Consider the following 13,256-nt stretch of genomic DNA (forward strand, 5'->3'; position numbering starts at 1 on the left):
AGTCAAACGCGCTAAGCAGCAGCTGCGTCAATTAATTAAATCACTTACTTGTATATACATATACACCGGCTAAATTCAACCGTAGACTTACCCTATAAATTCTCTTATTTGATGAGGTTAACGCCGTGGCGGAACAGCAAACGGTCTTAAAATTAAGTGCTGTAATGGACGATATTCCTGCGCCAATTTATCAACGGGTTAAATTGGCTATCATTCGCCAGATTAGAACCGGGGTCTGGCAGCCACATCAACGCGTTCCTTCAGAAAGTGAGCTCGTCGCCGAGTTAGGGGTCAGCCGTATGACCATTAACCGCGCACTGCGTGAGCTCACCAATGAAGGTTTTCTCATCCGTATGCAAGGTGTCGGTACCTTTGTTGCCGAGGCAAAAGCACACAGTGCCTTGCTTGAAGTCCATAATATTGCTGACGAAATTACCGCTCGCGGTCATCGTCACAGCAGTAAAATCCTACAATTAGAGGCTCGTCCAGCAAGCCCTGAAGAAGCGGTTGCTTTGGGTATTCAACCCGGCCAACTACTGTTCTACTCGCAAATTGTTCATTATGAGAATGACACCCCTATTCAAGTCGAAAACCGTTGTGTTAACCCCAGTACCGCACCCGATTACATGAAACAGGATTTCAATCAAATAACGCCCTACAGCTACCTCACCCAGGCTGCCCCATTAACCGAAGGTGAACATATTGTTGAAGCTGTGATCCCCACTCAAACCGAGCGCCAGTTGCTGCAACTAAGTGAACATGAGCCCTGCTTATTGATTCGCCGCAGAACTTGGTACGGGAAAGCAATTGTGACTGCCGCTCAACTGCTCTATCCGGGTTCCCGTTATCAACTCTATGGCCGTTTTACCGCACAAGGTACCGTGACGTCCTGATCAATTTTTTTTCTCTGCAAGAACTGCGAAGTGTTACGCAATTGTTTAAATCCCTATCTTGCCGATAGTGAATTTATACGCTAGGTTGTCCATGATTGTATATACAACTTAATTCTGTGCATTCTTAGGGAGTCAGATGGTGTTAACAATTCACTGTGACAGTCTGTGGTACGGTGCCGATATCGTGACCATGCGTGAAGGGAAATATCACCTGATACCGCAAGGGGCAATGGCAGTCACTGACGGAAAAATAGTCTGGATTGGGCCGCATAACGAATTGCCCTCGGTCAGTGCGTCACAAGAAGTCGTTTACCAAGGTGGCTTGATAACCCCGGGGTTAATTGATTGCCATACCCATCTGGTTTTTGGTGGTGATCGCAGTGCGGAGTTCGAACAGCGCCTCAATGGTGTGAGCTACGCCGAGATTGCAGCTAGTGGTGGCGGTATTGTGTCAACAGTCAGAGCGACGCGAAATACCAGCGAACAGCAGTTACTTGAACAAGCTTTATTTCGCCTAAAACCCCTACTCGCCGAAGGTGTGACCTGCATTGAAATAAAATCCGGTTACGGTCTAAGCCTTGAAAGTGAAATAAAAATGCTGCGTGTTGCCCGTAAATTGGGTGAGTTATTGCCAATTACAGTTAAAACAACCTGTCTGGCTGCGCATGCTTTGCCCCCTGAATATTCGGGTCGGGCTGATGATTATATCGATTTTGTATGTGACACCATCATTCCTCACGTTGCCGCTGAAGGTCTGGCTGATGCTGTAGACGCATTTTGTGAACACTTGGCATTTTCTCCTGCGCAAGTTGAACGTGTATTTTTAGCCGCGCAGCTTGCTGGCTTGCCAGTCAAACTCCATGCAGAGCAACTTTCTGCACTTAATGGCAGTACTCTGGCCGCTAAATTTAATGCACTTTCAGCCGATCATCTTGAATATGCAACTGAATCTGATGTTCAGGCCATGGGTAAAGCGGGTACCGTCGCGGTATTGCTACCAGGAGCCTATTATCTGTTGCGGGAAACTCAATGCCCGCCAATAGAGCTGTTTCGCCAATATAACGTCCCGATGGCACTCGCCAGTGATGCTAACCCAGGCACATCCCCGGCACTTTCTCTGCGTTTGATGTTAAATATGGCATGTACATTATTCCGAATGACACCAGAAGAAGCTCTGGCCGGTGTCACTTGTCATGCCGCTCAAGCACTTGGATTACAGGACTCTCAGGGCACCCTCGAAGCAGGCAAATTGGCAAACTGGGTTCACTGGCCACTATCGCATCCTGCCGAACTGGCTTACTGGCTCGGCGGTCAATTACCTGCAACTGTTGTTTTTCAAGGAGACGTTCGCCAATGAACCTAACTGATCCTTTGAGTTTCCAGGCTGGTAAACTGCCCTTGTTAATCAGTATTCCACATGCAGGAACACAGCTAACGCCCACAGTTGAAGCGGGCCTGACAGAAGCCGCTCGTCCGCTTTCCGATACTGACTGGCATATTCCTCGCCTTTATGACTTTGCCCGTGATATCGGGGCCAGCATAGTGATTGGCAATTACTCCCGTTTGGTTGTCGATCTAAACCGCCCTGAGGACGATCAGCCACTCTATACCACTGCGACTACCGGCCTATTCCCTGAAACACTATTTGATGGCCGTCCTTGCTTCATGGCGGGTAAAAACCCATCAGCGCAGGAACGTCAATCCTACCTGCTACAGATCTGGCGGCCCTACCACCAGCAACTTCAGTTAGAACTGGCACGGCTTAAAGCCAAGTTTGGCTATGCACTACTGTTAGATGCACACTCAATTGCCTCGGTTATTCCGCGGCTATTTGATGGGCAACTACCCGATTTGAATTTTGGCACCAACAGTGGAGCCAGCTGTAACCCATCGTTAAGCCAGCAATTGCTCGAATGTTGCGAACATCAAACTACATTCAGTCATGTCTTAAATGGCCGCTTTAAAGGTGGATATATTACTCGCGCATATGGCCAGCCACAGAATCACCAGCATGCAGTCCAGCTTGAGTTGTCACAGTTAAACTATATGTCCGAAACTGAGCCCTATTCCTATCTGCCTGAACGGGCTGTTCATTTACAGCAATTACTTCAGCAGTTGGTTAATACCATGCTGAAATGGGGTAACGAACACTACCCACACTAATATTTGCAATATCTTGGCTATTCTTTGCTATGACTGAAAATCCGCAGATTTGAAATGCAAAAAAGGCGGGGTTAGCCCCGCCTTTTTAATTCACCAATTTCCGACACAGAAAAGGGTAATAATTACTGCTTAAATTAACTTAGAAACGGTAAGTCAAGTTAACGGCAACAGTATCATCGGTGCCCAGACCCAGTGGGTTGTTGTCTTGGTCCAGCAAGTTAATCTGGTAGTCAACATAGGCAAACATGTTTTTGTTGATGTAGTAAGTCACACCAACTTCAGCATATTTCAGCAAATCTGCATCACCCACAACGGCCAGATCTTTGCCTTTAGACTGAACATAGGCGATTGACGGGCGCAGACCATTTTCGAATTGATACTGAGCAACCAATTCTACGTTTTGGGTTTTGTTGGCAATCAGTGCCTTGTATGGAGTCATGTTCAGCGTTTCGCCGTACATTGCTGCCAGATAAACCTGGTTTGCATCATATTTCAGCGCAGTGGCCCAAGCCTGAGCTTTGTCACCGGTAGCACTGTTAGCCAGATTTTTCTGACCCAGAGTACGGTTGGAAGAGGAGTATGCTGCTACGAAGCCAACGCCACTGCCTTCGATGTCTTGATAGTCAACAGACAAACCGAAACCGTCGCCGTTAGCTTTCTGAATTGCACGCTCATTCTTGGTAGTATCGCCATCGTCGTTACGACCTTGATACTGAGCTGCAACATTCAGGCCTTTCACCAGACCGAAGAAGTCAGAATTACGATAAGTTGCCAGACCGGTTGAACGGCCAGTCATATAGTTGTCAGTATAGGCGATTGAGTCACCGCCGAATTCTGGCAACATGTCGGTATAAGCCAGCGCGTCGTAAACTACGCCATAGTTGCGGCCATAATCAAAAGAGCCGAACTCAGCAAATTTTAAACCCGCAAAGCCCAGACGAGTTTTGTTGCCTTTATCGCCCTGAGATTCAGCGTTTTTAGCTGCAACGTTATATTCCCACTGGCCGAAACCGGTCAGTTGGCTATTGATCTGTGTTTCACCCTTAAAACCAAAACGCACATAAGTATCATCGGCGTTATTATGATTTGAAAAAAGGTACTTAGCGGCTACGCGACCATAAAGATCCAGCTTGTTGCCATCTTTATTATAAATTTCAGCTGCGTTTGACAGAGTTGGAACCATACTTAAGGTGACCGCTAAGGCCAGCACACTGCGCTTCATCATTATTTTTCCTTTAAATTTTAATAAAATTAACCCGCGGGCTGAATTAATTTTTCAGCCTCATAAAAGTTAACTTTTAATTTTTTATAGTTACCTGTCTTTGTAAAGCGAGTAGACATTATCATTAAGCACGAAAAGTTAAAACGGTAAAATTGAAGATATATAGGTATAGATAGGTAATCAATTGTAACAAAATGTTTTTAATGGAACTTTACATAACTCTTTGATTAATTTAATTTTTAAGTAATTACATATAACCAAAACAGTGCATTAGCACCAAATTAGTGCAAAGTCATTTCAATTTGTTTCTTTTTTGTTCTATTGGATGATTAGTTTTGTAAAATGGAGTTGATATCACACTTCTAATGCATTTTTTTATATATTCAAAGTAATTAATTGACTATTTAAAATACAAACCACAAAGAGTTGAGTGTCACATTTGGTGCAATGAGAATAAAAGAAAACATCAATTCCATTAATAGATTTATAAAAAGTGTGGTTTTAACTCAATTTTAATTAGATGAGATTCAATAAGAGATAGATTCTTTATAAAAAATAAAATGAGGAAAGATTTAACTTGGTGAATAAAAAATGAGCTTTTTATTACTAACAGCTCATTTTTTTGTATGCTAAAAACGATATATAACTTTTAATTTAACTTAAGTAAAACTCACGCTAGTGATATTACCCCGCGTAACTATCTTTTGCGGTATTAGTAATAGAGCCTTACTTATACTTGTGGCAGTTCATCTTGCTTCATTTGCACCAACATGATCCCCGCACGTAATCCCAATGCGACTCGCGGGTTTGGAAACAAAATCCACTCATATTCATGTTCAACGCGGTAGCACTCATTATGTTGCTCGACCAACAAGGTACCCTGTTTAAATCGCGTAAAATTCACGGTGTCATCGGCTACCCACAATCTAAAGTCTGGGTGCTGCTTGAGCAGTGACTTCGTCACACGATAAAATTTCATCTCTTCTATCGATCGCTGTGGTAGTCGTCCACCGCTCACTAAGGCGCGTAATCCAGTGATAACCATCCTAAATTGTTCAAGCTGATTCTCACCAAAGGGCAATGCTTTACCGAGCTCCAACGTACAACTGGCGGCCTGACAATGCTCGCTACTAAAATGAGCAAAAGTGCCTCCTGCAGACGTGTGCATCACTAATGCATCCAGCTCAATATCCTGTAACCAACGTAGCATGGACGATGAGTAGGGAGTGGTTTGATAAGGGAGCAACCCAAAACGGGTATGATGTGAAGCACGGATTGCCGTGTGCAAATCATAATGCAGCCGCGTTGATTGAGAATCAGCAGCAAAGAACGCCAAGACTTTTTGCTCTAGTATTTCAGCCCGCAATGTCTCATCACTCGATGGATAATTCTGATAGCGTCGACCAAACATACGGTTGATATCCGCAGTGAGATAGCGCTCTCCGGCTCTGATTGCAGGGGGGTTGCCTAATATCACTAATAGCCGTACTGCCAAGGATAATTTTTCAGCTAATAAGTCTGATACCAATTGATTTAAAACCTCAATCGGCGCTGTTTCATTTCCGTGAATGCCCGCAGATAACACTACTGACTGCGCATAGCTGCCGTGAGGCGTCAGCAACAATATCCCTTCATCCAGCCATTGCCACTTAAGGCTTGCCGTTTCCCCCGCGCTGACAGAGGGTGAATGACCCGATAATGTGACCGACAAGAAATCTGGCATCATCTTCCTTTCCTCTGCTTATTTATGGCTTCTAGCACTAATTACGTTGGAACGGGTATATCGAGCCAAGATTGAGTATTCTCGTCAATTCATCCAGTGCCTGCCGCCCTTCCTGCAACAACTGTGGGTCAGCTAAGTCCTTAAATTGCAAATGATCACGATAATGCTGGTCGATCCAATTATTCAGCGCAACAAACAAGGCTGGCGTTAGCATGACTCTGCTGTTTACCGCCTGCAACTCTGTACTGTTTAGTGCCACTCGCAAGCGCAAACAGGCTGGCCCCCCGCCATTGCGCATACTTTCGCGCAAATCGAATACCCTCACTTCATCAATTGGCCCACCACGTTGAATCAATTCAGAAAGATATCGCCACACGGCGGGGCTTTCTTGTGATTCTTGTGGAATAACCAGCAACATTTTGCCGTTTGGCTTACTTAGCAACTGGCTGTTAAACAGATAGGTCGATACCGCTTGCGCCACTGACACCTGTGCGGCAGGCACTTCAATCGAGACCAGTTGCTGCTCTATCCGTCCCAGCTTGCGGCGAATATCGTCAATAACATCGATGTCTGGTATGAATGCATGCTGATGGTGGAATAGCACATTTTGATTGCTGACCGCGATAACATCATTATGGAAGACCCCTTGGTCAATCACCGCCGGGTTCTGCTGCACAAAAACCGTGCGATCCGGCTCTAATAAGTGTAGCCGCGCAACAGCTTCACTGGCTTCCAATGTCTGGCGGGCTGGATATCGGCTAGGCGCATCGCCGCTTTCCAACCCTTTACGGCCATAAACGAATACCTGAATCGCCGGGCGGTCGTATTCACCGCCCAGACGGTTATGATTCGCTGCCCCCTCATCACCGAATAGCTCGACCGACGGCAGAGCATCATGATGAACAAAGTGCCGGTGGTTATTGAAAACACCTTTTAATATCGCGGTGGTGGTATCGGCTTCTATCGCCCGATGGAATTTATTATTCAAATTAGCGACGGTAAAGTGAACACGACCATCGGCACTGTCTGCCGACGGGGAAACAGTGGCTGCATTGGCCGTCCACATCGAAGATGCAGAGCTTACCGCAGAGAGCAAACGTGGAGATTTGCGCGCTACCTCACTCAATACCTGCTCATCTGAGCCACTAAAACCGAGCTGACGCAAAACATTTATCGCTGGGCGTTCCTGTGGTGGCAAAACACCTTGTTTGTACCCCAAGTCAGCTAAAGCTTTCATCTTCAGCAAGCCCTGCTTCGCCGCCAGCCGGGGATTGGAAATGTTATTTTGATGCCTGGCAGAAGCTTCATTGCCAAAAGACAATCCAGCATAGTGATGTGTCAGCCCGACTAATCCATCAAAGTTAACTTCATATCCTGCCATCGTATTATCCTTATTGACCTATTTGATATCAGGTGAAAAATGGCTATCAGGCAGATCGAAAGTGATACCCGGCGACAGTGTTGCTGGCAATGTCAGGCTTTCGCTTTCAAGTGAAGCCATTGGCCAGGCACAATAATCAGCAGCATAAAATGCACTTGGCCGATGATTGCCTGATGCCCCTATCCCACCAAATGGCGCGGCGCTAGAGGCTCCAGTCAAGGGTTTGTTCCAGTTAACAATGCCTGCACGCGCTTCCAGCAGCAGTTGATCAAATTGCTGGCGGTCTTCTGAAACCAGGCCAATTGCTAAGCCAAATCTAGTCTGATTGGCAATCTGTAATGCCTGATTAAAATCGCTGTAGCGAATAACACTGACCAGCGGCCCGAAATACTCTTCATCGGGAACATCGCTGATCCCTGTAATATCAATGATACCTGGCGTCAATACCGCACTTTGGCTGTCGGGCCGCGTCATGGCTAACAGCGGCTTCCCCCCGAGCGCCATCAAATACTGTTGTGCCGCCAGCATTTTTTCTGCTGCCTGTGATGAAATCACCGCGCCCATAAAAGGAGCCGGTTGCATATCCCAGCGGCCAATACGTAGCGCTTTAGCGACGGCGACAAACCGTTGTAGAAAAGCATCGCCGTCCGCACCGCGCTTCACTAACAGGCGGCGCGAGCAGGTGCAGCGCTGACCGGCGGAGATAAAAGCGGACTGAATAGCCAGGTTGACCGCAGCATCACGGTCGGTTACCTGCTCAACAATCAAGGCATTATTCCCCCCCATCTCCAGCGCCAGAATTTTCTCTGGCTGGCCCGCCAGTTGGCGGTGCAGGTGATAGCCGGTATTGGCACTGCCGGTAAAGAGCAAGCCATCAATATCTGCTTGAGCCGCCAGTGCTTCGCCGGTTTCTCGCCCGCCTTGCACTAAATTGATGACGCCATCAGGAATACCTGCCAACTGCCATAATTTGACTGTTTCTTCTGCCGTCAGCGGTGTCAGTTCACTGGGTTTGAACACTAGGGTGTTACCCGCCAACAATGCAGGAACAATATGTCCATTGGGTAAATGTCCGGGGAAATTGTATGGGCCAAATACCGCCATCACGCCATGTGGCCGGTGACGTAACACTGACAGACCATCGGCCATGGCGGTTTGGCTGCTGCCTGTTCGGGCTTGATAGGCTTGCAATGAAATAGCCACTTTGCCAATCATCGCCTGCACTTCGGTCAACGTCTCCCAATGGGGCTTGCTCGTTTCCAGACTAATAGTGCGCGCCAGTTGCTGCTTATGCTGCTCAAGTAGTTTGGCAAAGCGCTGTACCACTGCCGCTCGTTGTTCCAGTGGTGCACGCGCCCAAGCAGGGAAAGCTTCCCGTGCAGCGCGGCAAGCCGTGGAGACATCAGCACTGTCGGCTGCACGTGCTTGCCATAATAATTGCTGATCCATCGGATCATGCTTATCGAAATGTGCACCTTTACCGGTGCGCCACTCCCCGTCAATAAACAGTGCAGGATGAGTCATTTTCTTGTCTCCGGAGCAAAAAGGCTGACTATCCGAACCGAATCACCGGCGACGACACCCAGTGCAGCAGCATTTTCAGTGGTTAAATGCAGTAATTCGTCTGATAGATGAGTGTTAATCAATATTGAGCGGAAATATTGATAACTGTCATTTGCCACAAGGTAGGCACTGCCACTGGGGTCTATATCGATATCATCGATAATCACTTTTCGTTTAGTGCTATCACGCACCGCCCGCACTTCGTCAGTGTTAGCCTCCAACGTTGGCCCACCATCAAAGATATCTACATACCCTTGATATTGCAGGCCTTCAGTCTCTAGCACCGCACGCGCAGGAGCCGTATGAGGATGAACCTGACCAATCACTGCGCGGGCTTCTTCCGCCAAGAAATCAACATACAGCGGGTGTTTGGGCATCAATTCAGCAATAAACGCTTTCTGCCCTGTGCCACTGAGATAGTCTGCTTTGGCAAATTCAATCGAAAAGAAGTGGCGGCCGACATTCTCCCAAAATGGCGAGCGACCTTGTTCATCAGTGTAACCTCGCATCTCTGCGATCACTTTGCGTGAAAAATACTGACGAAATGCGGCAATAAACAGGAAGCGTACTTTTGATAAGAAAGGGCCGTTTTTATCCTTACGATATTCCGGATCAAGAAACAGCGTGCATAACTCGCTATAGCCGGTGTGGTCGTTACTTAGAAACAAGGTGGGTACTGATTTATACACATTGAGCGTTTTGGAAGCATGAACCAATGTCCCGACGCGGAAATTATACCAAGGGTCATTCATTCCCACGGCCACTTCAATGGCGCTGACCCCCACCACTTTCCCGCGTTCGCTATCTTCCAGCACGAACAAATAACCTTGTTCACCCGCCGCCAAGGAACCTTGCCAGGTATTTAATGCGCGCTCAATCCGAGCCGCCAGATGGGGTTCATTTTGTGGCAGTGAGGTCATGCCGACGCCAGTTTTTCCAGCTAATTCCAAAATATCAGCTAAATCACTGCGCTCTACCGGGCGAATGATCATCATATTCAAGGTTCCTTGCTGACTGCATAAATGTTACGACTTAGCCTTGCGACAGACCTGCTCAATACCCAGAGCAAGTCGAGCCAAGCCCTCTTTAATATCCTGCTGAGAAATAATGAGCGACGGAGCAAAACGCACCACATCCGGGCCAGCAATCAAGGCAATCAACCCATGTTGGGCGGCGGCCTGAACAATCTCTTTTGACTTACCGGCATAATCACTGTTGAGCACACAGCCAATCAGCAACCCACGCCCACGAATTTCTGCAAACACTTTGTAACGCGCATTAATTTCAGCCAGCCCATCCAAGAACCACTGATGCCTGTCTTTCACCCCGGTCAACACTTCCGGTGTATTAATCAGGGATAAAACGGTTCCTGCCACGGCACAAGCCAGTGGATTACCGCCGTAAGTGGTCCCATGACTACCGACATTCAGTGCACTGGCATATTGGGTCGTCGTCAGCATCGCCGCAATGGGGAACCCACCGCCGAGTGCTTTGGCGCTGGTCAACACATCCGGCGTGACGCCATAGTGCATGTAGGCGTATAGCTCTCCGGTGCGGCCTACACCGGTTTGTACTTCATCAAAAATCAGTAAGGCATTATGTCGATCGCACAACGCGCGCAAACCATGCAGGAATTCTCTATCTGCGGGTAGCACGCCGCCTTCACCTTGGATCGGCTCCACAATGACGGCACAGGTTTGGTCGGTAATAAGGGCTTGTGCCGAGGCTAAGTCGTTAAAAATGCCATGGCTGATGCCCCCCGGTAACGGTGCAAAATCCTGTGAGTATTTCGGCTGCCCACCAGCAGAAACCGTAAACAGCGTCCGGCCATGAAATGCATTTCTGAAAGCGACAATCTGGTTCTTCTCGCCCTGTTGCCCCGGCTTATTGGCAAAGTTATCCAGCGCATACTTACGAGCCAGTTTCAGGGCTGCTTCATTGGCCTCGGCCCCTGAGTTACAGAAAAACACTTTCTCCGCGAAGGTGGCGTCAATCAGTTGTTTCGCCAGACGCAGCACCGGCTCGTTGGTATAGCCATTGCCCAAATGCCACACTTTATCTGCTTGCTCAATCAGCGCGGCTTTAACAGCCGGATGCCCATGCCCCAAAGCATTTACGGCAATACCACCAGCAAAATCGATATAAGATTTGCCCTGCTGATCCCACAGCGTCGCACCTTCTCCACGCACCACAATAAAATCTGCTGGAGCATAGGTTGGTACGATCCATTCATCAAAAGACTGTCGGGTAACCGCGATTGGCTGTTCCATATTGGCCTCTTTAATCAGCGTAAATATTAGGTTGAGAGACTTGTGGCTAGGGTTTGCTTCAAGGGCCAACAAAATTCTCTTACTCTGTTAACAATGAAAAATGAAATATATTCACCTGATATAAAGTGTACAGCAGCTTTCATGCCATACCAGTCAGCATGTGAATAAAATGTATAAATTCCATTAAAACAATAATTTATAATGCATAATTATGCAGATAGCTCGCATTCATACTGCATTTAAGGGGATTTATTGAGCAATTTGTTAGATTTTCTCGAAATTATATGCATTCGATACCAATTTTGATTTTTGCTCTATCAGATCACATTTCGGCAACACTAAAATAACAATGGCGAATCCCTACGCCCTATAAATGGGCAGTGAATGCATCAATTAAGTGCATTTCTGCTACTAAGATAGTGGGCTGGAAGTGTCGGGCTAAGCTGTTTATGCATAACAGCGGGCGAAAATATCAGTAGAGGATTATGCTGACTTAGCCCCCTTTTTTGGGGCTGTCAGCATCATAGATTGGTGGGAGATTTAGCGAGAGCGACGTTCTGCGCCACTGGTTAATTGGGTAATAAGCAAGGCCAGAATACGAATGGCTTTTTCGCTCTGTTCTGACCAGGCAAAAGAAGCATTAAGGCGGAAACAGTGATCAAATTGGTTGCCCGTGGTAAACATTCGCCCCGGCGCAATGCTGACCCCCTGCTCCAGTGCTCGCTGATATAATTCACTGGCATTAAAAGGGGGTTCCAGCTCTAGCCACAAAAAATAGCCCCCAGCAGGATGGCTGATTTTGACATTTTTAGGGAAATGTTCGGCGACAGCCTGACGCAGTGCATTTAACCGCTGCTCCATGACACGGCGCAAGCGGCGCAGGTGGGTATCGTAGCCGCCTTGCGTCAGATAATCGGCAATCGCCAACTGGGTTGGCACACTGGCTGAGACGGTACTCATCAGTTGCAGATGCTGTATCCGCTGCGCATGTTCCCCTGCCGCCACCCATCCGACGCGAAACCCCGGCGCTAAGCATTTAGAAAATGAGGAACAATGTAGAATTTGCCGGTGTTGATCGAGGGCTTTTGCTGGCAATGGCCGTTCAGCACCGAAATACAATTCACCATAAACATCATCTTCAATCAGCGAGATATTATTTTGTTGTAATAGCGCCACCAGCCGTTTTTTCTGTGGCCAAGACATAGTAGAACCCAATGGATTTTGAAAATGGGTCATCAGCCAGCAGGCTTTGATGGGGTACTGGCTGATAACCTGTTCAAGTGCATCCAAATCTATGCCCTGCTGCGGGTGAGTGGTAATCGCAATGGCTTTTAGGCGCAAACGCTCTATCGCCTGCAAGGCACCATAAAATGCAGGCGACTCGATAACCACCCAATCTCCGGGCTGAGTGACGGCTTGTAAGCTCAGGCTCAATGATTCCATCGCGCCGGCGGTAATCACAATTTCCTCGGGTGAAACATTCATCCCACTGGCGGCATAACGCTGAGCGATATTGCGGCGCAAACTTTCATTACCCGGTGGCAAGTTTGTCACTGAACTCTGTGGCGATATCTTGCGCGCCACACCGGCCAGTGCGCGCGACAAACGCGGCTGTAGTAATAAGCTAGGATCGGGAAATGCCGAGCCAAAGGGCATGATAGCCGGATCTTTTCCGGCCTGTAACACATCAAAAATAAAGGTATTAATGTCTACCTGCTCATCCAGATGCAGCTTTTTACCCCGCTGAGGCTGCGGCAATTGGGTCGGACGCGAAGCAACATAATATCCCGATTGCGGTCGCGCCACGATCCAACCCTGACTCTCCAGCAACTGATAAGACTGCACCACGGTCATTAAACTTAAACCTGATTGCTTACAACTTTCCCGCAACGAGGGCAGCTTGTCACCGGCTTGCCAAACCTTGGACTGTATTTGCGCCCGGATTTGTTGTGCTAACTGTTCATATCGAGTCATAGGCCAACTGTTATAGGTAAGATTGAATTAATTGTCACTATTATAGCCACTTTAACTTATGGTTAAC

General features: G+C 47.6%; 10 protein-coding genes. 3 read left to right on the forward strand and 7 right to left on the reverse strand.

What is annotated here, in order from left to right; genetic code table 11:
* The first annotated feature begins 125 nt into the window (after positions 1 to 125).
* The 3 genes from hutC (at position 126) to hutG (ending at position 3,056) form a co-directional block, all read left to right on the forward strand.
* Complete coding sequence (gene hutC / locus N0H69_RS15700; RefSeq protein WP_050107337.1) at positions 126 to 893, forward strand: histidine utilization transcriptional repressor HutC; 768 nt, start codon at positions 126 to 128, stop codon at positions 891 to 893.
* Positions 894 to 1,029: 136 nt separating this feature from the next.
* The gene (gene hutI, locus N0H69_RS15705) at positions 1,030 to 2,250 is read left to right on the forward strand and encodes an imidazolonepropionase (protein WP_050151677.1); all 1,221 of its coding nucleotides are present in this window, start codon (positions 1,030 to 1,032) and stop codon (positions 2,248 to 2,250) included.
* Positions 2,247 to 3,056: an N-formylglutamate deformylase gene (gene hutG, locus N0H69_RS15710; RefSeq protein WP_050151676.1), complete on the forward strand. Its 810-nt coding sequence runs from the start codon at positions 2,247 to 2,249 to the stop codon at positions 3,054 to 3,056. Before hutI ends, hutG begins: the two co-directional genes overlap by 4 nt.
* Before the next feature lie 139 nt (positions 3,057 to 3,195).
* Here hutG and N0H69_RS15715 read toward each other — a convergent pair whose 3' ends face one another.
* From N0H69_RS15715 to N0H69_RS15745, 7 genes are all read right to left on the reverse strand, one after another.
* On the reverse strand, positions 3,196 to 4,281 hold the full coding sequence (locus N0H69_RS15715; protein ID WP_050107340.1) for a porin: 1,086 nt from the start codon (positions 4,279 to 4,281) through the stop codon (positions 3,196 to 3,198).
* Positions 4,282 to 5,008: 727 nt separating this feature from the next.
* Positions 5,009 to 6,001, reverse strand: coding sequence for a succinylglutamate desuccinylase (gene astE / locus N0H69_RS15720; RefSeq protein ID WP_050151742.1), 993 nt, complete (start codon positions 5,999 to 6,001; stop codon positions 5,009 to 5,011).
* Between the two features lie 37 nt (positions 6,002 to 6,038).
* Positions 6,039 to 7,382: an N-succinylarginine dihydrolase gene (gene astB, locus N0H69_RS15725; protein WP_050133904.1), complete on the reverse strand. Its 1,344-nt coding sequence runs from the start codon at positions 7,380 to 7,382 to the stop codon at positions 6,039 to 6,041.
* 18 nt (positions 7,383 to 7,400) lie between these two features.
* Entirely contained in the window at positions 7,401 to 8,906 is a 1,506-nt protein-coding gene (gene astD / locus N0H69_RS15730) for a succinylglutamate-semialdehyde dehydrogenase (RefSeq protein WP_050151675.1), read from the reverse strand.
* Positions 8,903 to 9,940: an arginine N-succinyltransferase gene (astA, locus tag N0H69_RS15735; protein ID WP_050151674.1), complete on the reverse strand. Its 1,038-nt coding sequence runs from the start codon at positions 9,938 to 9,940 to the stop codon at positions 8,903 to 8,905. Before astA ends, astD begins: the two co-directional genes overlap by 4 nt.
* A gap of 30 nt (positions 9,941 to 9,970) precedes the next feature.
* A complete protein-coding gene (locus N0H69_RS15740) occupies positions 9,971 to 11,215 on the reverse strand; it encodes an aspartate aminotransferase family protein (protein WP_050133900.1) in 1,245 nt (414 codons plus the stop codon).
* A 540-nt stretch (positions 11,216 to 11,755) separates the two neighbouring features.
* Positions 11,756 to 13,189: an aminotransferase-like domain-containing protein gene (locus tag N0H69_RS15745; RefSeq protein WP_050107345.1), complete on the reverse strand. Its 1,434-nt coding sequence runs from the start codon at positions 13,187 to 13,189 to the stop codon at positions 11,756 to 11,758.
* Positions 13,190 to 13,256: the final 67 nt, after the last annotated feature.

The sequence above is a fragment of the Yersinia alsatica genome (assembly GCF_025133195.1).
GTDB lineage: Bacteria > Pseudomonadota > Gammaproteobacteria > Enterobacterales > Enterobacteriaceae > Yersinia > Yersinia alsatica.